This window comes from Polynucleobacter duraquae (assembly GCF_000973625.1).
GTDB classification, from domain to species: domain Bacteria; phylum Pseudomonadota; class Gammaproteobacteria; order Burkholderiales; family Burkholderiaceae; genus Polynucleobacter; species Polynucleobacter duraquae.
On sequence record NZ_CP007501.1, the window covers coordinates 820,913 to 842,256 of the forward strand.

Sequence of the window (21,344 nt, forward strand, 5' to 3'; positions counted from 1 at the left end):
GAGTTACTAAAGGTAAAAATACGATGATTCAGATTCAAGTCTGGGCTGATTTTGAATGTCCATATAGTTATTTTCAAACTATTGTTCTTGAAAAAATACAAGCGCAGTATCAAGACAGAGTGGAGATAGTGTGGAGGGCATTTGAGTTAACTCCAGTCGATGGCAATATTTTGCCGTCAAAGTCCTATATCAATACTTTTGATGAGGCCAAGCTAGAGCTCATTGTTGTAAATGAGGGGCTTAAGCTCTTAACGCCAAAATTTCTGACCTATACATGGCTTGCACAAGAGAGTGTGTACTTTGCTAATTCGCAGGGGTTATCGCTAAAGCTTGCTAGAGCATTATTCGATGCATTCTTTTTAGAAGGACTTGATATTGGCAATGAAGAGGTGGTCATGCAAATTGCTTCCCAGAGTGGAATTGATTGCCAACTGTTAAGGCAGGCTCTTGATAGCAGTGAGCTGACTAAGCACGTCATGGCTGATGAACAAGAATTTAAGACCTATGGTTTCCAAGGATTACCGGCAATATTGATCGGTGAAAAAGATTTTTCGCCTAAAAGTTTTATGCCTATTACTGGATACAAAACGTTCGATGAATTATCTGCAATTATTCGAAGTCTTAATATCTAAAGGCGTAGGTCGCACGTTCGAATCGTGCTGGGCAGGCCAAAAACCTCAAGCAATTCAAGCGGATACAGTAGCGATGGGGCTGTTAAAGTCCATTGCACAGTGATTGCACAGTTTGTTCATAGGTTGCTCAACTTAATCATAGAGTTGCCCTTTGATTATTTTATTAACCCTATAAATGTAGTCATTAAATATTCTTAAAAAACTGGTAAGTTATGGTCACATCATATTTCTGATGTGACATAAATTAACGAACGGAGTTGACTATGAAGAAGGCTTTAATTGCGAGTATTCTCGCTTTTGGTATGACATTATCAGTACAAGCTGCAGATATCGTTGACACAGCTGTTAGTGCAGGTTCATTTAAAACTTTAGCTACAGCCTTAGGAGCTGCAGGTTTAGTTGATACGCTTAAAGGCAAAGGTCCTTTTACTGTTTTTGCACCTAACGATGCGGCTTTTGCAAAAATACCAAAAGCAGACTTAGACGCACTCTTAAAAGACAAAGCTAAGCTGACTGCTGTTTTAACTTACCATGTTGTTCCTGGCAAAGTGATGGCAGCTGACGTTAAAGCAGGTAAGCTCAAAACAGTTCAAGGTTCAGATCTCACTATTACAACCTCTAATGGTGTCATGGTTAATAACGCTAAAGTCATCAAAACGGATATCGTTGCTGATAATGGCGTAATACACGTTATTGATACTGTACTCATGCCTAAGTAATTAGTTTAAGGGCTGATTACTTATGTGGTCAGCCTTTAAGTGTGCTGTCTACACTGCAGTAAACAAAAACCTAGCAATATGAATTAGTAGTTTTACTTAGCTCTACCCTTCTGGATTTAATCTTTATTGTTGAAAAACTGGGACTGCTTACCAATAGAGCATATTCCAAAACCACAAGGATTTACTTATGTTTGGTCTACTAAAGATGTTTTATTACCTGATTAACTCAGGCTTTAAGCTTGTAAACCCCAACACGAACCCACTGAAATACGCTCCGATACAAGTTAAGTTAATTGCTTCCATCTTGCTGGCTTGTTTTTGGTGTCTTGCCTTTGGCGTGTACTTTAAGAAATTTGATGGCATCGCGTACAACATGTTTGGTCATATTGCTGTCATCGGCATGGCTTTTATAACTTGGGGAGTATTTAAACTTTCTAAGAAGATCTATGGTCCCAGGCAAGGTACGCAGGCCTATTTGCGCACACCAGATTTTGCGAGTCGTTGTGATGAGTTAACGGATGAAGAAAGGCTCGCTCGTGTTGAGACTTTAAACAAAAAAGATAATTAGATAGAGCATCCTAGGCTTTGAGCAAATAGTCATTTAAGCATTAAGCGTTTTTTAATATGATGCCCACTAATTCATAAAAAAAATTTTGAAGTAACATGGTGAAACCTTACTTTGGCATTACACAGTTGCTTAATTTTTAATCTAAAGTATTGAATTTATTGTTGTTTTAAAAAATACGCATTTTCTCATTTAATGGAATAATTTTAGTTAAGATTAACCATATGTATAAGGAAGCGGCCATGGCATTTATGAAGAATTATTGGAGTCGATTACCAGACTTTAGTTTTAGTCATATTCTCTTAAGAATACCTTTAGGTTTAATATTCATTCAACAGGGTTTATCTAAATTACCATTTGATCCTGCCGGCGGTGAATCTTTTGGGTTGATTCCAATTGTTTGGACGGTAGTTGTCTATGGTGAAATTGGAGCGGGGCTAGGTTTATTGATAGGTGCTTTAGCTACTTTACCGGTTTTGCGAGATAGCTTTTACTTTTCTGTTCTTGGGGATTTATTAACACGGTTTTGCGGTATTACGATGTGTTGCATTACAACTGGTGTAATTTGGGTGGTGATAAAACCAGAGAGCTTGATATCGTTTATGTTGGCTGACTATTTACATTTTTCCCTTTGGGCAGGAGGCCTTTACTTTGGGCTTCGAGGCAATTGGACAGTTGCATCGCAAAAACAGCAAGCAATAGTCAAAACTACCTAACTTTGAGATATTTTCTATCTTTATTTTGAAGCTTTATTACCTAAACCGCATTGCACAGTTTATTACACAGTGCCATTTTTAAGCTGTAAGCCATTGAAATAAATAGACATTCCAGCAGCCGCGAATTCTTCTAAGGCGTAGGTCGCACGTTCGAATCGTGCTGGGCAGGCCAAAAACTTCAACTAGTACCCCTATTTAGTGCGTATCTGTTGCTCAGATACCTATTTCTTAGCATAATTACATCAAATGAATACAGCCCTGATCGACTTAGCTACTCAAAATGCAGCTCATGCATTTATGGAAAAAATTGCACATCAATATGATGTCAGCAAGGCTTTTTTGTTCGGTAGTCGTGCTCGCAATACGCACCAAGGTGAGAGTGATGCTGATATTGCTATTTTATTGCGAGGCAAACCGGGCCGCTTTATGGCTACTAAGTTTGCGATGGATGATCTGGCCTATGATGTTCTATTGGACTCCGGCATTCGCATTCAGCCTCTACCTATTTGGCAGGAGGAGTGGGATCACCCAGAAAATTATTCTAATCCGAGTCTTTTAAGGAATATTCAAAATGAAGGCATTGTTCTTTGAGGGCGAAAGAACTTTTTACTAAAGCTCAAACTGCAGCAGCTTCAGCTCGAATTTTGTTAAATGCTGGGGATGTTGATGGTGCTTGTAACCGTGCTTATTACGCTATGTTTGATGCTGCTAGGGCAGCTCTTTTGGCATCTGGTATCGATGAATCAACAGTCAATACAAAGACCCATAATGGTCTTATATCAAAATTCAGTCTTGAGCTTGTTAAATCTGGTCAAGTTTCCGTAGAGCTTGGCAAGTCACTAAACAAAGTCGAGGATCTGAGATTGATGGCGGACTATAAAGGGGATTCCATTTTGGAAGAAGATGCCGCTTGGGCAGTTAATCAGGCCGATATATTTGTTGAGACCTTACAGACCACTTTTAGCTAAGGCGTAGGTCGCACGTTCGAATCGTGCTGGGCAGGCCAAATATCCTAATTTAATGAAGTTTCAGGCTTATCTATTGGCTCGATTGTGGCTAATCATGGTCGAGCTTGAGCAGCGTTGGGTTCACCTTGAGTCAGCGTGGCGGATTCTGGCTGACTATGGGCAACAGGGCGAAGAGTAAATTTGTCGGTTTACCCGACAAAATTGGACGTTCGCCATTCTCTAACTTGAAACTTATAAACCTTTTATTTTATTAGTAGTACTGGTTGCTTTGCTGAGCTACTAATACATTGTGCTACTGAGCCCATTAAGACGTCCATAAAACCACTACGTCCCTTGGCGCCCATAACAATCATGTCCACTTTATCTTTATTGGCAAGACTGATGATTTCCTCGGCAACATGCCCGCGCTTAATGGCCATGTTATGTTTAACGCCGGCAGCATCTAAAATCTTTTGTGCAGCCTTTAACTCTTTCTCGCTGAGCTCTCGTAGGTAGTCATCCACAACACTTTTGGCAACAAATTGCTTTACATGCCCTAAGCCAATGTCATCATGAACGCTAATTAAAGTAACGCTAACTGGACTGCGAGAATTTTTAGCCATCTTGGCAATATATTTTGCGGCATTGAGTGATGATTTTGAGCCATCAACTGGTAACAATACTTTCATGCAAACCCTTTTCTTTATAGAAGTAATTTTAAATATACAGATTTCAGTCTAGACTAATAAGACATTATTGCCAAATGTTTAATTTAAAGGGTTGTAGCGTGTTTCATTTATTAGACAAAGAAAGAACAATTGCTGGCCTAGGCTTTAATCGCTGGCTTGTGCCGCCAGCAGCACTTGCCGTTCACTTATGTATTGGCATGCCATATGGCCTGTCTGTTTTTTTGGTTGCCACTATCTAAATTTGAATTTCCACCCTAAGACTTCAAAGAGATTTTAAAATACCAGCAGACTCTATTGCTAGAGAGTATGCTAAGGATATGAAGATTCAATTTCTCGGCGCTGCAGGTGAGGTCACTGGCTCACGTCATTCGGTAGAAGTGATGCTGTCAGGAAGGACTAGGCATTTCATGGTCGATTATGGAATGTTTCAGGGGGGTCGCGAGGCAACGAATAAAAATTTAGAGGCCTTGCCATTTTCACCCAAAGATCTCGATTTTATTGTCCTCACTCATGCTCATATTGACCATAGCGGTCTCTTGCCACGCTTATGCGCACAAGGATTTAAAGGACCCATTTATTGTACTGGCGCCACTCTTGAATTATTAAAGATACTTTTACCTGATAGCGCTTACTTACAGCGTGCTGATGTCGATAGGGCGGAGCGGAAAAAGAAGGCGGGTAAGTGGCGTGGTGAAATGCCCATAGCGCTCTATTCAAGAGAAGAGGTCGAGATGACCTTAACGCAATTTGAAGTTTTAGAGTATGGGCAAACTAAGACATTAGCGCCTGGCATAGAGTTGGAGTTTCGTAATGCGGGACATATTTTAGGATCTGCTATTGCAGTAATTGATATCACTGAAGATGCTAAACAGAAAAAGCGTTGTGTTTTTTCAGGGGATATTGGCATGAAGGGAAAAGTCTTGATGCCAGATCCAGATTTGATTACTAGTGCCGACGTGTTAGTGGTTGAGTCAACCTATGGTGATCGCTTGCATCGCAATTTACAGGCTACCGAAGATGAGTTAGTTGAAGTTGTTAATTCAACCTTGTCTGGCCATGGAAATATTGTGATGCCTGCTTTTGCAGTTGGTAGAACGCAAGAGATCTTATTTCTGCTAATTGACCTTGTGAAAAGAAAACGATTACCCCATTTAAATATTTGGGTTGATTCGCCGATGGCAACTGCTGCCACGCATCTCACTCAGCGCTTTTTCTCACAAATGGACAATCTTTCTCAAGACACTTTCAAGTGGTATCAAAATCATCCTAATGCTGTGGACTTGCGATTTATAGCGGACGTGGAGGAATCTAAAGCCCTTAATAAAATCAAAGGTGGGGCAATTATTGTTTCTGCTAGTGGTATGTGTGATGCAGGACGCATTGTCCATCACTTAGCCAGCAATCTACCGCGTGCACAAAACGCCATCATTATTACTGGCTTTCAGGCTTATGGCAGCTTAGGTAGGCGCCTTGTAGATAAAGCGCAAAAGGTCAGATTGTTTGGAGAAGAGGTGCCAGTGAAAGCTTCTATTCATACAATTGGAGGCCTATCAGCCCATGCTGACCAAGCGGGTCTGCTAGATTGGCTAACAGGATTCGATAGCATTCCAAAGAGTATCTTTGTCGTGCACGGAGAGCCTGAGTCATCATCGGTGTTCGCGGAAAGTATTCGAGAGAACTTGGAATGGAAAAATGTGATCATTCCAGAAAGACTTCATACCTATGAATGCTAAAGCGAGTTTTAGTTATTCACTCAAGGTATCTTTTGTCGGTTTAACCGACAGTAAATAATTCAGGTCGCCCAAATAGCCCAAACTGCATTGCACAGTTTATTACACAGTCCAGTTTTTACTCTCTGAGTCATGAAAATACACAGATTTTCCAGCAACTACAGATTCCTCTAAGATCTAGGTCGCACGTTCGAATCGTGCTGGGCAGGCCAAATTTCATATCGGTTCATATAAAAGTAGGCTGGAGGATTGTGGTCTATTGGCCCAATCATGGATCTGCTTGGCTAGCGTGGGGGAGGCCTTGGGTATAGCGCGGGGGATTCCCAGGCGCTATGGGCAACTGGGTGATCAGTAGTTTTGTCGGGTAAACCGACAAATTTACGCATCGACCCTTATTTAAATCTGAAATTAAGCTACAAGCGTCATTTAAAAGGGCGCTTGGAATGTCGGTTGAACCGACTCCTAGCCGGCCAATGGCATGTCGGACCCATGACGTTCGGCCCAACAACAAGGTTCTCGGTGGCGGTGAACACCTGATTTTAACACCTTAAAACTAATGTTTATGTTGTTGTTCGAGCTCATTTTTGCTTTAACTCTGATTAGGTATATGCAGTGGGTGAATTGAGCAATGCTTTGCATATTTAAATATTTAAACAACATCTCTTTTTACTGAATTCGAACTAAATTTTTATTTTGCTTTCTACTACTAAAGTGGCTACATAGCTCATTACAATAGACTCGTTTTGATTTTTCGTAAGCACTTTAATTTTTGCAAACCCTCTATTTGGTTTTGATGCCGATCTTTTTGTCTCTATAATTTCTATATCTAGGTGTAGCTCATCTCCTGGATAAACTGAAATTGGCCACCTTAGTTCGTCAATACCAGCACCGATGAGGCCGCCAGCAGGCTTGAGATTGCTCTGTACAAGTAATCGCATGGTTATTGCTGCAGTGTGCCACCCACTGGCTACCAGCCCTTTAAAAAAAGTATTTTTTGCTAGCTCTTTATTGGTGTGGAATGGTTGTGGGTCATATTGGGATCCAAATTCTTGAATTAAGTATTCTTGTACTGAAGCGATGCCTGATGTAAATTTTTGCCCAATAGTTAAGTCTTCTAAAAATAGATTGTTTATAGTCATATTTTTTGGTAAATAGGTTATTTAAGACTCGAACTCAAACCTAGTTATCACTGTTGAGATTAGTAGATTCCCTTAGATTCTATACCGTATAAGCCTCGATCCCTGCAGCAGAAGTAGCGCACGCACACTGTACCGATTTGCACCCAATAAAGATGAAATAGATGATGCTTAAAAAGTCCTGAAATCTTAGGGCCTTTCTTTTGCGCTGCAATATAACCTACCTCCCAGCAAATCTAGGTCTGTGAGATGATTAATTATGTCTAAAGTAATTCGACTACTTCATGGAGAGTTTGGTCGCGTGGCGCTACTAGAAATGGATGCGCCCTTGGTTACCCATGCGCATCATCATTGCCACATTTTATGCAAGGTCGGCGGTCCTGACACTGCTTTTCAGGTCCGAGGAAAAAATTGTCCATTGACTGACAGTAATGCAGTACTGATTAATGCCTGGGAGGAGCATTCATATCTTCATCTACCGGTTGGTAGCAATAATCCAATTTTGCTAGCTCTTTATCTTGAGCCAAAATGGTTGGCATCTTTTAGTAAAAAATTCTTAGCCAGCAGTCATCCCCGTTTTTTTATTAATAATCTATCTACCATGGGCGTTTATCAAAAAAAGGCTTTGGAAAAGATATCGATGGAATTATGGTGGGCAGATCAAATTGCCCATGACCAACTTGAGTCTATGTTGTTAGAGCTTACTTTAAGCTTTATGGAAAATACCGATGTTATAACTGCTGGCGATTTACGAAGCTCTGGAAATACATTGGCTTTTATGGATCCGCGCATTAGGAAGGCGATTCACCTAATGCGTACATCTCCCCAAGGCTTTAATGACATCGCATTAGTCGCTAAAAGCGTTAATCTATCTCGCTCACACTTCTTTGAGCTCTTTCGACGTTGTACTGGATTGTCGCCAGTAGTATTTGCTAATGTGCTTCGAATGGAATTTGCATTCGACGCTCTAGCTGATAAGGATGAGAGCTTGATACATATTGGCGATGAGTTGGGGTTTTCTGCGCAAGGTCATTTCACTCGGTTTTTTAAACAGCACCAGGGGGTTACCCCAAGCCTTTATCGTCAGCAAGTAGAAAAGGCACCCAAGCTAGACTCCTAGGGTTTACCTGATGCATATAATCAGACTCTAAGGTAAGCAGTCGGACTTTAGGGTAAGCATGCTGCTTATCCGATGATTAAGCTTCTTTCAGCATTAATTTATATTAATTCAGCTGAAAAGAGTAGATTGAAACCAAGTGCAAATTATTTAGGCAGGTCATGTGAACGCGTAGAAGATGTTGCTCTTCTGACGGGGGGAGGTCGCTACCTCGATGATCTTCCTTTGCCTATTGGAACGCTATACGCAGCAGTTGTGCGCTCTCCAATCGCTCATGGAAAAATTATTTCAGTGGACATTGAGCAGGCATTACAGATTAGGGGTGTGAGGGCTATTTTGACGCTCAAGGATGTCCAGGCCTGGTCTAATCCATTGGTGGTTGCTGTGAAAACCTCTATGCGTCAGTGGGTATTGGCTAGCGAATACGTGCGCTATGTGGGAGAGCCTATAGCAGTAGTCATTGCTGAATCACGTGCGCTGGCAGAAGACGGGGTTGAGAGGGTTGGGGTCAATATTCAGCCTCTTCCTGCTTTAGTCGATGTAGATGCTGCTCTGCAAGATAATTCCGTCATTTTGCATGAGGATATTGGTAGTAATTGTGTTTCAGATCGCTCATTTCAATACGGTGATCCAGATACTGCTTTCCAACAGGCTGCCAGTGTCATTGAAGTGGATATCCGCTATCCTCGCAATTCTTGTACACCCATAGAAACAGGGGGTGTTATTGCACAATGGCGGGAGGCGGACTCCTCATATGAAGTAACGTCAAATTTTATGGGGCCATTCTCATTACAAGTAGTCATGGCTGCTGCACTTAAGATTCCCGGAACAAAATTACGTCATCATGTTGCCCCAGATTCAGGCGGTAGTTTTGGTGTTAAACAATCAGTATTGCCATACATCATCATGAGCTGTTTAGCATCGCGTAAAGCTGGCGCCCCAGTAAAGTTTATTGAGGATCGCTTAGAGCATCTTCAGGCAGCAACTTCTGCAACATCCCGACACACTCATTTACGTGCTGCAGTGGATGGAAATGGAAAGATATTAGCGCTAGATTATGATCAAATTGAAGATTGCGGTGCTTATTTAAGGGCTCCTGAGCCAGCAACTCTTTATCGCATGCATGGGTGCGTTACAGGTCCATATCAAATTCAGAATTTAAAAATTCGTAATCGTGTTGTATTGATTAATAAAACTCCTACTGGACTGGTAAGGGGTTTTGGCGGTCCTCAAGTTTATTATGCCCTGGAACGTCTGATTCATAAAATTGCTAAAACGTTAGGTAAAACGCATCAAGAAATTGCAGCGCTAAATTATGTTCAAAAAGATCAATTTCCATATCGGGCTGCTGCAGGAGCATTACTAGATTCTGGTAACTACCAACAGGCTTTGAAAATACTGGAGGGTTCTCCAGAGTTTCGAAAAATATTAGACCGTAGGGAGCAGGCAAAAAAAGAGGGACGTTACTACGGCATTGGTATTTCATCGATTGTTGAACCTTCAGTTTCTAATATGGGTTACATCACAACCGTTCTTACAAAAGAGCAAAGAGCAAAAGCCGGTCCTAAAAATGGAGCGATCACCTCAGCAACTGTAAGTATTGACCCTTCTGGAAATATTTCTGCAAATATCGCCTCAGCACCAGCTGGCCAAGGCCATCAAACCGTTATCAGCCAGCTTTTAGCAGATGTTTTTGGTGTCTTGCCTTCACAAATTCAGGTGAATGTTGATTTTGATACTGCTAAAGATGCATGGTCAATTGCCGCCGGAAACTATTCAAGTCGTTTTGCTGGAGCAGTTGCGGGTACAGTATTTCTTGCGGCGGAAAAGTTAAAGGCTCGAATTGCTGATTATGCAGCGCAGGCACTGCAGGCAAAGCCAGAAGACTTAATATTTGCAAATGAAAACATATCGGTAGCAGGAGATGAGACCAGGCGCATTTCTTTCTCAAGATTATGCGGAAATTTCCATTGGTCTCCAGGATTGATTCGAGAGGCTCTTGGACCTGAGGCCATTCTTGCGCTACAGGAAACGCACTTTTGGAGCGCAGATGTTTTAGAGGCGCCTGATGAGGGTGATCGAATTAATACTTCCGCTGCGTATGGTTTTGCTATCGATGCTTGTGGGATCGAGATAGATCCGGAAACTTGCTCGGCAAAAGTTGATCAATACATTACCGTACATGACGCAGGAAAAATATTAAACCCAGCTTTAGCAGATGGACAGATTTATGGTGCCTATGCACAAGCTGTTGGGGCAGCTCTTTTTGAGGAGTTTGTCTATAGTAGTGATGGAAATTTTCTGTCCGGAACTTTTGCAGATTATCGCCTACCGACTGCAAGTGATATTTGTACTCCAAAAATTTATCACCAAGAATCTCCAAGCCCATTCACTCCTTTGGGCGCCAAAGGAATTGGCGAGGGAAATAGTATGAGTACTCCAGTTTGTATTGCAAATGCAATTGCAGACGCATTAGATATCGAGGATATTATCCTGCCTGCAACCCCAAGTCGAATTCATGCACTTCTTGTAAAAAAGGGTTCGCTTAAGCTTGATAAGCCGTCGAATCAGACTTCTTCAATGGTCTCAAATGCTGATTATCCTTTGAAAGCTCAGGGTGAAGTTAGGTTGCAGGTTCTTCCAGAAAGTATCTTTGCAGTTTTACTTGATCCGGAGAGGTTAAAAAATGTTATTCCGGGCTGTGAATCCATACGTAAAACATCTATATCAGATGGTATTCAGTTTGATTGCATAGCAGTTGTACGAATTGGTATTGCAAAGGCTCGATTTGTAGCCAAAGTTAATTTAACAAATATTCAAGATCCTGATAGTTTTTCCTTAGGTGGAGAGGGTCGTGGCCCACTTGGAATGGCGTTGGGGATGGGTCAAGTAAGTCTGAAGAATGATGGAGGCACTACTGTTTTAAAGTACGACTACCAAGCTCAGGTATCAGGAAAGCTTGCAGCAATTGGTAGCAGGTTATTAGAGGGTGCAATTCGATTGGTCTTAGATCAGCTGTTTAGGGCGCTTGCAAAAGAAGCCGGTGCAAAACAGGAAGGTTTATTTAAACTCTTGCTTAGCAGATTCTTTACCATATTGGGAGTTGGTAAATGAAGTCTGCTCCATTTGTCATGCACCAGGTCAACTCCCAAGCAGATATTTTAAATTTGTTAGACCAGTATGGTGATGATGCCCGTATCATTGCTGGCGGCCAAACACTGGTTCCCGTATTGGCAATGAGGGTGGCTAGCCCTGATCATCTCATCGATATCAATAAGGTTATAGAACTTAAAAATTTTGGTGTTTCTGGTGATGTCCTGCTTGTTGGGTCTGGTGTTAGACAGGCTGAATTAGAAAAGTGGAGTGATCTTGATAAGACTCAGCCACTTTTAAGCATGATGTTCCCATGGATAGCCCATGCCCCAATTCGGAATCGTGGAACAGTATGCGGATCTATTGCTCATGCTGATCCCAGCGCCGAATTAGTTCTTGGCCTAGCCGTATTAGATGGCTCTGTCACACTAGTTAGCAAAAAGAAGAAGCGGATAGTTCAAGCCAAGGATTTTTTTCTAGGAGCACTTCAAACTTGCCGTCAATCAAATGAATTTATCGAGTCTGTCCAGTTTCCTATTCGTGGGCATGATGCCAGATTTGGATTTTCTGAGTATGGTTATCGCCATGGAGATTATGCAGTAGTAGCTGTTGCAGTCATCCAGGAAGGTAATAGTTGGACCGTAGGGTTTGGTGGAGTTGATGATACTGTGCGGGTATATAAATGCGTTGCTAATTCTATAAATGAGATTAGCCAGTTTATAGATGATTTAGCCTCTGAAACAGAGGTAAGGGAAGATCCTACCGCAACTTCAGGACTACGCCGACATCTGATGCGCTCACTTGGGAAGCGTGCATGCCAACAAGCTACAGATTTTAGAGTGATTAAATAGAATGAAGAACCATTTAGTAACACTATCTTTAAATGGAGTTGAGCGCGAAGCTGCTTGTGAATCACGTACTACATTGCTTGATTTTATTCGGCATGACTTAGGCTTAACAGGTACTCATGCAGGATGTGAACATGGCGTATGTGGAGCATGTACCGTTGAGTTCGATGGAGAAGTGGTCCGTTCTTGTCTGATGTTCGCCTGTCAAGCTAATGGTGCAAGTGTTAATACCGTCGAAGGTATAGCAAAATCGGGCGAGATGTCTGATTTGCAAAGTGCCTTTAAAAAATATCATGCGCTTCAATGCGGATTTTGCACGGCTGGATTTTTGATGTCAGCGAAGGACTTACTTAACAAAAATCCAAATCCGACTGAGTTGGAGGTTCGGGAGGGATTATCGGGCAATTTATGTCGATGCACTGGATATGTTGGAATAGTCGAGGCAGTTTTAGAGATTGCATCAGCTAGAGCCTACAAAAATGGGAGAGAGCATGCTTGATTTAGGCAGAACTTTTTTGCAGGCTGTAGAGCGTGATCCAGGCAGCTTGGCAATCGTAGATGGTAACAAACGCTACACCTACGGAGAATGGGCGCTACATATTGGCGCTATTCAGCAATTTTTTAATGATAAAGGCTTGAGGAACGGCGATCGGATTTTGACGATTTTGCAAAATCGCTATGAGGCAGCAACCATTCATTGGGCTTGCCAGATGGCAGGTATCGCTATCGTCCCTCTAAATTGGCGCTCTAAGTCTGATGAGATTGATTATTGCGCTCAAAATGCTGATGTCAAACTAGCATTCGTTGAGGAAGTATCCCTCGGCAACTATTTGCAATCAGAAACTAGTAAATCAATCTCCGTCATTCTTTGTATGGAGAAGGGGCCCACAGATGAGTATACGTATTTTGATGAGTTAATACAGGTAGGTGTAGAGCCTACTGCACAGGGTCATGTTGAGGATATTTCTGTCATGCTTTTCACTTCCGGCACTACCGGCAAGCCGAAAGGTGTCCCAAGAAAGCAGCGGGCTGAGCGCGCAGCAGGAATTGCACATGTGGCTCAAAACCAATATGCAATGGCGGAGGTGACCTTAGGTGTAATGCCTCTTTATCACACCATGGGCGTGCGCACGCTGCTATCCCTATGTATTGTTAATGGCACATATGTTGCTGTACCACGTTGGGATGTTGATAAGGCAATAGATGCAATTGAGCGGGAGGCAGTGACGCATCTCTATTTAGTGCCAACGCTTTATCACGACATGCTCCAGTCAAAAAACTTTAATGCAAGTCGAGTTAAAACTGTCAAGAAGTTAGGATTTGCAGGCGCTCCTATGCATGATGCTTTGTTGCTGAGTCTAAGTGAAGCCTTCTCCCCTGAATTATTCGTAAACCATTACGGCTCAAGTGAAATCTATACATACACCATTAATCAGAATGCAGTGGCTAAACCAGGTTGTGCTGGCAAAGCTGGAATAAATGCACGCATTAAAGTAGTTAAGTTAGATCAAGGATCTATACAGACTATGCCTACACAATTGGCATCCTGTAATGAAGAGGGACAGATCATTTGTGATCTCTCGGGGGATGAGGCATTTGAGGGCTACTGGAAGCGGCCAGATGCAGATCAAAAGTCTATTCGGGGCGGCTGGTACTTTACAGGCGATACAGGTTACTTTGATGAGTCAGGTGACTTATTTGTGACTGGTCGTGTAGATGACATGATTATTTCTGGGGGGGAAAATATCTCCCCTGTTGAGATTGAATCAATCTTGTCTTTGCATCCTTCGGTAAGTGAGGTAGCTGTTGCAGGATTGAAAGATGATCGCCTTGGCCAAAAAGTAGTTGCATTCATTAGGGCCTCTGGAATTGTGGATTCAATTGTCCTAGATGAATATTGCCGTGGTTCTGATTTGATCAACTTTAAGCGCCCCCGTGAATACGTATTTGTTAAAGAAATTCCCAAGTCGCCAGTGGGAAAAGTGTTGCGGCGGATGTTGATTGCTGGCGAATATGAAAGAGCTTAATTTTTTTACTAGAAAGACCTTATGACTACAATTTTGAAGCATCCTTTTAGCAATATTCTTGATAACCCTGATGGTTTCTATGTGGAAATTAATGAATCCCAACAAAGGGCAGATATTGTTTTAAAGAGGCCTCCTTTTAACGTGATACAGATGCCACAGCGCGATCAATTACGCGCTGCATTCGAGGCCCTAGATGCTGACGATCGCATCCGCATTATTGTATTGAGAGCTGAAGGCGAGCATTTCTCTAGTGGTGGAGATATTAAAGGGTTTTTAGAGGCAACTCCAGAGCATGTTTCAAAACTAGCATGGAATGTTGCAGCGCCTACGCGTTGCACAAAACCGGTCATTGCTGCAAATCATGGCTATTGTTTCGGTGTTGGCTTTGAAATTTCGTTGGCATGCGATTTTCGTATAGCAGCTGAATCCACTCTCTATGCATTGCCCGAGCAAAAATTAGGTCAAATTCCTGGCTCAGGTGGATCTGCGCGTTTGCAAAAAATGATTGGCATCACTAGAACCAAAGATATTGTGATGCGCTCAAGGCGCATCAAAGGGCAGCAAGCGTATGAATGGGGAGTTGCAACTGAGTGTGTTCCAGATTCTGAGCTTGCTAGTGCCGTTTCTAAATTGGTAGATGAACTACGTTCATTCTCACCTCTGGCGCAGAGAACAGCAAAGAAGATGCTGAACGAAACAGAGGATTGCCTATTAACTACAGCAATCGAAGTCGAGGGTCATTGCTATAGCCGCTTACGCAATTCGGAAGATTTTAAGGAAGGGGTTGAAGCTTTTCATGGAAAGCGTCAACCAAATTTTGTTGGTCGTTAATTTTTTCGAGGAGAGTACATCATGAAAAAGCAATTTGAAACAAAAAAAATCGCTGTAGCTGTAGCTTTGTGCCTTGGCGCATCTTTAGTTTCTGCGCAACCTGGCCCTATCAAAATTGGAGTTGTAACACCATTATCCGGAACCTATACCCCGATTGGCGAGCAAGTCAAAATGGGCTTAGATCTCGCCGCTAGGGAAATTAATGCTGCTGGCGGTATTAATGGTCGAAAAATTAATTTGATTTATGAAGATGAAGAGGCAAATCCTGCAGTTGCAACTCAAAAGGCAGAGAAATTATTCCAAGTAGAAAAGGTTGACTTTTTAACTGGTACCGTTAATTCGGGATCTACATTAGCAGTAGGGCAGGTGGCCGAGCGCAATAATAAGCTAATCGCAACATCCGTTTCATTTGCGGATTCGATTACGGGAGATAAATGCTCACCCAATGTATTCCGTGTCAATGCACGTGCAGGTATGCAGTCTGCAGCATTAGCCGCATGGGTGGATAAAGAAATTCCTAAGTCAAATATATTCTTTATTGGACCTGACTATGAGATGGGGCGTAGTACTGTATCAGCATTTAAGAGGGCATCTACTGAAAAAGGCGCTAAAGATGTTGGCGAAGTGTTTGCACCTCTCGATAACAAGGATTATTCACCATACTTTGGTCAAGTAAGGGCTGCTAAGCCTAATGTGATCTATACCTCAGTAGCTGGAAACGATACTGTGCGGTTATTTTCACAAATGGAAGAGTATGGTCTGAATAAAGGAGTGACACTTGTTGGAGCATCTGGCACAGTTACTTCTCAAAATATGGGCGCTATCGGGAAGTCTGCAAATGGCTTTGTAACAGGGGTTGGCTACTCTCCTAAGTTAGACAATCCAGCGAATAAAAAGTTCGTAGCTGATTTCCAGAAAGCTTACAACAAGCTACCTGATCTTTATGGCGCAGATTCATATGGACTTTTATATTTTTATAAAGCTGCCGTAGAAAAAGCGAAGTCTACTGAAACCGATAAAGTTCGGACAGCAATGGACGACTTAAGCTGGCAAACTCCACAAGGCACCAAGAAGATGCGTGCTGGTGATCACCAGGCAATGCAAGATATGTTTGCTGTCCGTGTGGAGAATGGCGAATTTAATATTGTTGGAAGAGTTCCGTCAGATCAGGCAATTGGCCCTGATGTATGTACTCGTTTTTAATATGCCGTTGAATTTCTCCGCATCTGTTTTTTGAGGATGCGGAGTTTTTTGAGCTTGTAAATATTACCAAGGGATCGGGTTTTTAATGCTAGAGAGTTTGCAATTTATTTACGCACCACAGATAGTCAATGGACTTTCAATTGGCGTTGCCGTAGTCCTAATGGCTTTAGGCTTAACTATTATTTTTGGTTTGCTAGATGTTATTAATATGTCACATGGCGAGTTTTATGCTGCTGGGGCATTTATCAGCGTGAGTCTCATGGCAATGGGAGTTTCCTTTTGGTTCTGTCTTTTATTAGTCCCGATGATATTGGTGCCCATTGGTTTTGCAATGGAAAGGCTTTTGATTCAGAAAGTATTCCACTATAAAGATCGCCATATCCTTACTTTGCTACTGACGTTTGGCGTAGCAATGGTTCTAGAGGATGCATACAAGATTATTTGGGGTGCGAATCCAATTAAACCTAGCGCCCCAATCTCAGGGGCTAGCGAGTTGTTAGGGGTAATGTTTCCAAATTACCGGTTATTTTTAATGGGATTTGGCGCTTTACTGATCTTCTCTGTATGGGCGCTTATTTACAAAACCCAATTGGGTGCAATTGTAAGAGCCTCTGCGTTTGACAAAGATATGAGCTCTTCATTAGGTATACCGGTAATGCGGGTTTATGCGCTGACATTTGCATTGGGCGTTGCTTTAGCTGGCCTTGCTGGAGTGCTCCTAGCTCCAATCTATTCAGTATTTCCTACTATGGGGCGAGACTTTATTTTGATGGCCTTTAGCGTTGTCATTGTTGGGGGTCTTGGAAGTATCAAAGGGGCTGTGATTGCAGGAATATTACTGACACAATTGCAATCAATTTCTTCTCTATATATTTCTCCAGTTTGGTCAGATCCTCTGGTATTTACGGTAATGGTCTTAGTCTTGATGTTTAAGCCATCCGGTCTGTATGGGGGGATGAAAAATGCATAATCCTCAAGTAAAGGCGATTCGATTTATTGAGCTATTTTTACTCTCATCGGCCCTCGTTCTTTATATAGCCGGAAGTATCTTTGAAGACACATTCTTTCTGAGGCTGGCTACGGAAGCATTGATCTTTGGCGGGCTTGCAATGTCCGTTGATTTATTGCTTGGGATTGTCGGACTACTTTCTCTTGGACAGGCGTTTTATTTTGGGTTTGGTGCTTACTTGTCCGCTTTAGTCCTGAAAGAAATTTCACCATCGTTTTTCTTGGCAATAGGGATTGTGACCCTGTCATCTATTTTATTGGGGTGGATTGCTAGCTTCATAGCTCTTCGGTCAAAAGGGGTCTACTTTGCATTAATCACATTTGGACTTGCGCAAGTAGCTGCCAAGGTTGTCTATAACACTCGCAGCCTTGGAGCATCGGATGGGATGATGGGTGTACCTATTTTGCAGATTTGGACCCCGTTTGGTTCTATAGATACTAGTCATCCAGGCGCATTTTTTCTAATTACTTTGCTGACTATTGGGGTGTTATACGCCGTCCTAAAATATTTTCTTACAACCCCCATGGGATCAATATGGCACGCTATCCGATGCAATGAGGATCGTTTGGCCTACGTCGGCTATAAGTCAAAAGGACCAAAGCAAGTTGCCTTTATTTTAGCTACAGTGGTTGCTGCTGTGTCTGGGGCTCTTTATCCTATGTTGAGAGGTTTCGTCTCACCAGAGTTAATGTTCTTTAGTGTTTCTGGTAACGCGGTAGTGACAGTTGTTTTGGGTGGCGTTGGAACTTTAATAGGACCAATTCTTGGTAGCGTTCTTTTGACTTCATTCAAATCAATTATTGGAACTTGGACTGTTCACCACCACATTGTTATAGGAATTATCTTCGTGGTTATTGTGGTCTCTGCACCAAAGGGACTCGCCGGCTTACTCGCTAAATACCTGGGTAAGAATCATACTAGCAAAGAGGGGGAGTGATGGAAAATATGGAAGTCATTCTCAAGGCAGATCATTTAAGCAAGCGTTTTGGTGGCCTTAAGGCAGTTGATGATGTGAGTTTTGAAGTGACACGTTTAGGTGTCACCTCTATTATTGGTCCAAATGGTGCGGGCAAGAGTACCCTCTTTAATTTAATTAGCGGTACTTTTATGGCTGACTCTGGACTTGTTGAGTTAGATGGCCTGAATGTTACAAGAATGAGTCCCGAGAGTCGTTTGTCATGTGGTATGGCCCGATCATTTCAGATTACTAACCTCTTTTTTGACCTCTCTGTGATTGATAATTTAAGAATAGCAAGCCAAGCATTAGAGTCTCGTTCACATTTATTCTTGCCCTTGAATAAAAGTACTATTGCAATTGCAAGAGCAGATGAATTATTAGAAGAATTTGGATTAACTGATTCTCGTGAACAACTTGCAGGGGCTTTATCCCATGGCCAGCAAAGACGGTTAGAAATTGCAGTTACCTTGGCGACTCGACCAAAACTCCTACTCTTGGATGAGCCTACTCAAGGGATGTCTCGGGGTGATACCCAGGAGACTGCTGAGCTGATTAAACATCTTGGATCAAAAATAACAGTCCTGTTAATTGAGCATGACGTAGACCTTGTAATGGATTTATCCAAAAAGGTCATCGTCATGGCACAGGGAAAGAAATTGGCTGAAGGTAATCCTGAGCAGGTTCGTGCCAATCCGCTTGTACAAACAGCATATTTTGGTGAGGAGTTGGCATGATTTTGGAGATGCATGATGTCCATGTCAATCTTGGGCTGTCTCATGTTTTACAGGGAGTTAATTTATCTATACATCCCGGAGAGACGGTAGGTTTATTTGGAAGGAATGGGGTTGGTAAAACTACGATTGTCAAAACCATTGCTGGTTGGTACCGGCCTTCCCAGGGAAAAATATTATTTCAGGGTCAACCCATTGATGCTTTACCGCCAAACGAAATCACAAGATTGGGCTTGGGGCTGGTGCCGGAGGATCGAAGGGTATTTCCTGGGCTCAGTGTCGAGGGCAATCTTAAGCTTGGATTGATGCAGGTCCAAGCAAGTGAGCGAAAAGCTGCAGAAGAGCGCATACAAATGGTCTTTGAACGATTTCCGCGGCTAAGTGAAAGGCGAGATCAATCCGGCAACACTTTATCTGGCGGAGAGCAGCAAATGTTGGCAATGGCACGAGTATTGATTGGTAATCCAAAACTATTATTAATTGATGAGCCGACCGAAGGCCTTGCCCCCATGGTAGTTGCCGATATTTTTCGGCTAATGGAGGAGTTGAAGTCTCAGGGAATTTCTATTCTTCTGATTGAACAAAATATCCATAAAGCAATTCATTTATGCGATAGGCATTATGTGGTTGAGCGGGGAAAGGTGGTACTTGAGGGTAATTCCCAAGATATAGAAGAGCGCAAAGAATTAATAAGGCGCGTTAGTGTTTGATAAATAAATGAAGAAGTTCATGAATGTAAAAAAATTAGGATTTAGCATTGCATTTTTAATTGGTATTCTTTCTATCACTGCGGGCCAATTATTTTTACAAAGCTAAATATTCTTCTCAGATGTGAACTTACTTAATTTTTTAGAGCCTTCCCCAAAGAGGGGGGATTTTTGATAATCTTCTACTTCAAGGAATTCTGATTATGGCTGAAGGACAACCTCTTAAAGTTGAATAGTTTGCCACTTTATCTCGTCAAATTGATGCTTGAGTTTCTATTAGCAAAACACTATCTCAGGCTGCGAAATCAAGGTCTCAGCAATACGATACCCATTGCACAGTTTATTACACAGTCACAATTTCAGCGTGTAAGTCATTGAAATATATAGATATTCAAGCAACCACGAATTCTTCTAAGGCGTAGGTCGCACGTTCGAATCGTGCTGGGCAGGCCAAAATATCCAACTTCGTCCAGCACTCTTAATTCCATCGCTCAGCTTGGTTTTGTAACGCTCTAGATCACTCTGTCCATCAATTTGCCTCCACGATAGCTCTTCTTTGGGGCATATTTGTTGAAATACTCATTTTCTGAATAGTCTAAAATATTTTGGGCGGGCCAGAAAATTGATTCTGTTATGTCTTGTCTTAGCTCTTCACCAAATAAATCATCTATCTACTTTCTTTTGTGGAAATTTTATGAAGCATTTTAAAGTTTGGCTCACTATTTTCAGCACTTTTTATGCTCTTAATACATACGCCCAAAGTGTGTTGGAGGGTGGTGATGATCAATATAAGCCTCAAGTTGGTCAAGAGGGTAAAGACGTGATTTGGGTACCTACTACGAATGAGTTACTTGCCATCATGTTAAAAACTGCCAAAGTGAATTCTAACGATTTAGTCTATGACCTCGGTTCTGGTGATGGCAGGATTGCGATTGCAGCCGCGAAAGATTTTGGCGCGCAAGCTGTTGGAATCGAGTTTAATCCCGCAATGGCAGAATTAGCCCAGCGTAATGTTAATCGTGCAGGGGTTGGCGAGCGTGTGAAGATTATTAATGGGGATATTTTTAAGGAAGATTTTAGTAAGGCAACTGTGGTTACCATGTATTTATTACCCGATCTGAATATCGCCTTACGTCCCACTATATTAAAGATGAAGCCTGGCACGCGAGTGACATCCCATGCATTTAATATGGGTGATTGGGATGCGGATATTGAAATCGATAGTCCTGCTAAGGCTTTTTATTGGGTCGTTCCTGCTCCGGTGGAAGGAGAGTGGTTAATTTCAGGAATGGAGCCAAAAAGGACGGTCTTAAAACTATCTCAACATTATCAAAAAATTGGCGGCACTCTTCAAATTGGTGATGACTCGCAACCTCTTCTAAATCCTAGGCTAGATGGGGCAACTCTTAGCTTCACATACCTCGATCGTAACAAGGCCTCGCATTTTGTAATAATGGCTGTAGATAAGAATGCAATTAAAGGTATTTATAAAAGTAGAGCCTTCAACGATAACGTGATTGTTGGTAAGCGCCTTTAATATTTCATTTAATGGCTGCTAATCATTCAGGGGCCTCGCCTCAGCGCTTATCAACACCTCGATATCATTGTTTTTAGGTTTGTTTAGCCTCATTTTTAAAGCTTCTAAGGGGTAGGTCGCACGTTCGAATCGTGCTGGGCAGGCCAAAA

The 21,344-nt window shown here is 42.1% G+C and carries 23 protein-coding genes; 21 read left to right on the plus strand and 2 right to left on the minus strand.

Annotated features, from left to right (window positions below):
• Positions 1-23: 23 nt before the first annotated feature.
• The 7 genes from CL55_RS04295 to CL55_RS10835 all read left to right on the plus strand — a co-directional run bounded on the left by CL55_RS04295 (position 24) and on the right by CL55_RS10835 (position 3,778).
• On the plus strand, positions 24-632 hold the full coding sequence (locus CL55_RS04295; RefSeq protein WP_046330016.1) for a DsbA family oxidoreductase: 609 nt from the start codon (positions 24-26) through the stop codon (positions 630-632).
• 263 nt (positions 633-895) lie between these two features.
• Entirely contained in the window at positions 896-1,351 is a 456-nt protein-coding gene (locus tag CL55_RS04300) for a fasciclin domain-containing protein (RefSeq protein ID WP_046330017.1), read from the plus strand.
• A gap of 187 nt (positions 1,352-1,538) precedes the next feature.
• Positions 1,539-1,919 (plus strand): hypothetical protein, encoded by a 381-nt coding sequence (locus CL55_RS04305; protein ID WP_046330018.1) that lies wholly within the window; start codon positions 1,539-1,541, stop codon positions 1,917-1,919.
• Positions 1,920-2,158: 239 nt separating this feature from the next.
• A complete protein-coding gene (locus CL55_RS04310) occupies positions 2,159-2,632 on the plus strand; it encodes a DoxX family protein (RefSeq protein WP_237150535.1) in 474 nt (157 codons plus the stop codon).
• Positions 2,633-2,878: 246 nt separating this feature from the next.
• On the plus strand, positions 2,879-3,223 hold the full coding sequence (locus tag CL55_RS04315; RefSeq protein WP_046330019.1) for a nucleotidyltransferase domain-containing protein: 345 nt from the start codon (positions 2,879-2,881) through the stop codon (positions 3,221-3,223).
• Positions 3,220-3,600, plus strand: coding sequence for a HEPN domain-containing protein (locus CL55_RS04320; protein ID WP_046330020.1), 381 nt, complete (start codon positions 3,220-3,222; stop codon positions 3,598-3,600). Before CL55_RS04315 ends, CL55_RS04320 begins: the two co-directional genes overlap by 4 nt.
• 52 nt (positions 3,601-3,652) lie before the next feature.
• Positions 3,653-3,778 carry a hypothetical protein gene (locus CL55_RS10835; protein ID WP_257719926.1) on the plus strand — a complete coding sequence of 42 codons (126 nt, stop codon included), beginning with the start codon at positions 3,653-3,655 and terminating at the stop codon, positions 3,776-3,778.
• 64 nt (positions 3,779-3,842) lie between these two features.
• Here the strand turns inward: CL55_RS10835 and CL55_RS04325 are convergent, their stop codons facing one another.
• Positions 3,843-4,268, minus strand: a complete 426-nt coding sequence (locus tag CL55_RS04325; RefSeq protein ID WP_046330021.1) for a universal stress protein — start codon at positions 4,266-4,268, stop codon at positions 3,843-3,845.
• A 98-nt stretch (positions 4,269-4,366) separates the two neighbouring features.
• On the opposite strand from CL55_RS04325, the gene CL55_RS10625 reads away from it, so the two are divergent.
• Together CL55_RS10625 and CL55_RS04330 are read left to right on the plus strand one after the other, a co-directional pair.
• A complete protein-coding gene (locus tag CL55_RS10625) occupies positions 4,367-4,507 on the plus strand; it encodes a hypothetical protein (RefSeq protein ID WP_170216974.1) in 141 nt (46 codons plus the stop codon).
• 78 nt (positions 4,508-4,585) lie between these two features.
• Complete coding sequence (locus CL55_RS04330; RefSeq protein ID WP_046330022.1) at positions 4,586-6,001, plus strand: MBL fold metallo-hydrolase RNA specificity domain-containing protein; 1,416 nt, start codon at positions 4,586-4,588, stop codon at positions 5,999-6,001.
• A gap of 677 nt (positions 6,002-6,678) precedes the next feature.
• Here CL55_RS04330 and CL55_RS04335 read toward each other — a convergent pair.
• Positions 6,679-7,137 carry a MaoC family dehydratase gene (locus tag CL55_RS04335; RefSeq protein ID WP_052728753.1) on the minus strand — a complete coding sequence of 153 codons (459 nt, stop codon included), beginning with the start codon at positions 7,135-7,137 and terminating at the stop codon, positions 6,679-6,681.
• 256 nt (positions 7,138-7,393) lie between these two features.
• Here CL55_RS04335 and CL55_RS04340 point away from each other — a divergent pair, with 256 nt between their 5' ends.
• From CL55_RS04340 to CL55_RS04395, 12 genes are all read left to right on the plus strand, one after another.
• A complete protein-coding gene (locus tag CL55_RS04340) occupies positions 7,394-8,254 on the plus strand; it encodes a helix-turn-helix domain-containing protein (RefSeq protein WP_046330023.1) in 861 nt (286 codons plus the stop codon).
• Positions 8,255-8,380: 126 nt separating this feature from the next.
• The gene (locus tag CL55_RS04345) at positions 8,381-11,365 is read left to right on the plus strand and encodes a xanthine dehydrogenase family protein molybdopterin-binding subunit (RefSeq protein ID WP_205621295.1); all 2,985 of its coding nucleotides are present in this window, start codon (positions 8,381-8,383) and stop codon (positions 11,363-11,365) included.
• Positions 11,362-12,195: an FAD binding domain-containing protein gene (locus CL55_RS04350; protein WP_046330024.1), complete on the plus strand. Its 834-nt coding sequence runs from the start codon at positions 11,362-11,364 to the stop codon at positions 12,193-12,195. The genes CL55_RS04345 and CL55_RS04350 overlap by 4 nt, the downstream gene beginning before the upstream one ends.
• A gap of 1 nt (position 12,196) precedes the next feature.
• Positions 12,197-12,691, plus strand: coding sequence for a (2Fe-2S)-binding protein (locus CL55_RS04355; protein WP_046330025.1), 495 nt, complete (start codon positions 12,197-12,199; stop codon positions 12,689-12,691).
• Positions 12,684-14,219: an AMP-binding protein gene (locus CL55_RS04360; RefSeq protein WP_046330026.1), complete on the plus strand. Its 1,536-nt coding sequence runs from the start codon at positions 12,684-12,686 to the stop codon at positions 14,217-14,219. The genes CL55_RS04355 and CL55_RS04360 overlap by 8 nt, the downstream gene beginning before the upstream one ends.
• Before the next feature lie 21 nt (positions 14,220-14,240).
• Positions 14,241-15,050: an enoyl-CoA hydratase/isomerase family protein gene (locus CL55_RS04365; RefSeq protein ID WP_046330027.1), complete on the plus strand. Its 810-nt coding sequence runs from the start codon at positions 14,241-14,243 to the stop codon at positions 15,048-15,050.
• 21 nt (positions 15,051-15,071) lie between these two features.
• Complete coding sequence (locus CL55_RS04370; protein ID WP_082091892.1) at positions 15,072-16,253, plus strand: ABC transporter substrate-binding protein; 1,182 nt, start codon at positions 15,072-15,074, stop codon at positions 16,251-16,253.
• An 85-nt stretch (positions 16,254-16,338) separates the two neighbouring features.
• A complete protein-coding gene (locus CL55_RS04375; RefSeq protein WP_046330028.1) occupies positions 16,339-17,223 on the plus strand; it encodes a branched-chain amino acid ABC transporter permease in 885 nt (294 codons plus the stop codon).
• Positions 17,216-18,199, plus strand: coding sequence for a branched-chain amino acid ABC transporter permease (locus CL55_RS04380; RefSeq protein WP_046330029.1), 984 nt, complete (start codon positions 17,216-17,218; stop codon positions 18,197-18,199). The genes CL55_RS04375 and CL55_RS04380 overlap by 8 nt, the downstream gene beginning before the upstream one ends.
• Positions 18,199-18,954, plus strand: coding sequence for an ABC transporter ATP-binding protein (locus tag CL55_RS04385; protein ID WP_237150536.1), 756 nt, complete (start codon positions 18,199-18,201; stop codon positions 18,952-18,954). Before CL55_RS04380 ends, CL55_RS04385 begins: the two co-directional genes overlap by 1 nt.
• Positions 18,951-19,661, plus strand: coding sequence for an ABC transporter ATP-binding protein (locus CL55_RS04390; protein WP_046330030.1), 711 nt, complete (start codon positions 18,951-18,953; stop codon positions 19,659-19,661). The genes CL55_RS04385 and CL55_RS04390 overlap by 4 nt, the downstream gene beginning before the upstream one ends.
• Before the next feature lie 691 nt (positions 19,662-20,352).
• Positions 20,353-21,195 carry a class I SAM-dependent methyltransferase gene (locus CL55_RS04395; RefSeq protein WP_052728755.1) on the plus strand — a complete coding sequence of 281 codons (843 nt, stop codon included), beginning with the start codon at positions 20,353-20,355 and terminating at the stop codon, positions 21,193-21,195.
• Positions 21,196-21,344: the final 149 nt, after the last annotated feature.

What these genes read in the sequence shown, in the direction of transcription:
- CL55_RS04295 (WP_046330016.1), top strand. Translation starts at nt 24, where the DNA reads ATGATTCAGATTCAAGTCTGGGCTGATTTTGAATGTCCATATAGTTAT.
- CL55_RS04300 (WP_046330017.1), top strand. Translation starts at nt 896, where the DNA reads ATGAAGAAGGCTTTAATTGCGAGTATTCTCGCTTTTGGTATGACATTA.
- CL55_RS04305 (WP_046330018.1), top strand. Translation starts at nt 1,539, where the DNA reads ATGTTTGGTCTACTAAAGATGTTTTATTACCTGATTAACTCAGGCTTT.
- CL55_RS04310 (WP_237150535.1), top strand. Translation starts at nt 2,159, where the DNA reads ATGGCATTTATGAAGAATTATTGGAGTCGATTACCAGACTTTAGTTTT.
- CL55_RS04315 (WP_046330019.1), top strand. Translation starts at nt 2,879, where the DNA reads ATGAATACAGCCCTGATCGACTTAGCTACTCAAAATGCAGCTCATGCA.
- CL55_RS10835 (WP_257719926.1), top strand. Translation starts at nt 3,653, where the DNA reads ATGAAGTTTCAGGCTTATCTATTGGCTCGATTGTGGCTAATCATGGTC.
- CL55_RS04325 (WP_046330021.1), bottom strand. Translation starts at nt 4,268, where the DNA reads ATGAAAGTATTGTTACCAGTTGATGGCTCAAAATCATCACTCAATGCC.
- CL55_RS04330 (WP_046330022.1), top strand. Translation starts at nt 4,586, where the DNA reads ATGAAGATTCAATTTCTCGGCGCTGCAGGTGAGGTCACTGGCTCACGT.
- CL55_RS04335 (WP_052728753.1), bottom strand. Translation starts at nt 7,137, where the DNA reads ATGACTATAAACAATCTATTTTTAGAAGACTTAACTATTGGGCAAAAA.
- CL55_RS04340 (WP_046330023.1), top strand. Translation starts at nt 7,394, where the DNA reads ATGTCTAAAGTAATTCGACTACTTCATGGAGAGTTTGGTCGCGTGGCG.
- CL55_RS04350 (WP_046330024.1), top strand. Translation starts at nt 11,362, where the DNA reads ATGAAGTCTGCTCCATTTGTCATGCACCAGGTCAACTCCCAAGCAGAT.
- CL55_RS04355 (WP_046330025.1), top strand. Translation starts at nt 12,197, where the DNA reads ATGAAGAACCATTTAGTAACACTATCTTTAAATGGAGTTGAGCGCGAA.
- CL55_RS04360 (WP_046330026.1), top strand. Translation starts at nt 12,684, where the DNA reads ATGCTTGATTTAGGCAGAACTTTTTTGCAGGCTGTAGAGCGTGATCCA.
- CL55_RS04365 (WP_046330027.1), top strand. Translation starts at nt 14,241, where the DNA reads ATGACTACAATTTTGAAGCATCCTTTTAGCAATATTCTTGATAACCCT.
- CL55_RS04370 (WP_082091892.1), top strand. Translation starts at nt 15,072, where the DNA reads ATGAAAAAGCAATTTGAAACAAAAAAAATCGCTGTAGCTGTAGCTTTG.
- CL55_RS04375 (WP_046330028.1), top strand. Translation starts at nt 16,339, where the DNA reads ATGCTAGAGAGTTTGCAATTTATTTACGCACCACAGATAGTCAATGGA.
- CL55_RS04380 (WP_046330029.1), top strand. Translation starts at nt 17,216, where the DNA reads ATGCATAATCCTCAAGTAAAGGCGATTCGATTTATTGAGCTATTTTTA.
- CL55_RS04385 (WP_237150536.1), top strand. Translation starts at nt 18,199, where the DNA reads ATGGAAAATATGGAAGTCATTCTCAAGGCAGATCATTTAAGCAAGCGT.
- CL55_RS04390 (WP_046330030.1), top strand. Translation starts at nt 18,951, where the DNA reads ATGATTTTGGAGATGCATGATGTCCATGTCAATCTTGGGCTGTCTCAT.
- CL55_RS04395 (WP_052728755.1), top strand. Translation starts at nt 20,353, where the DNA reads ATGAAGCATTTTAAAGTTTGGCTCACTATTTTCAGCACTTTTTATGCT.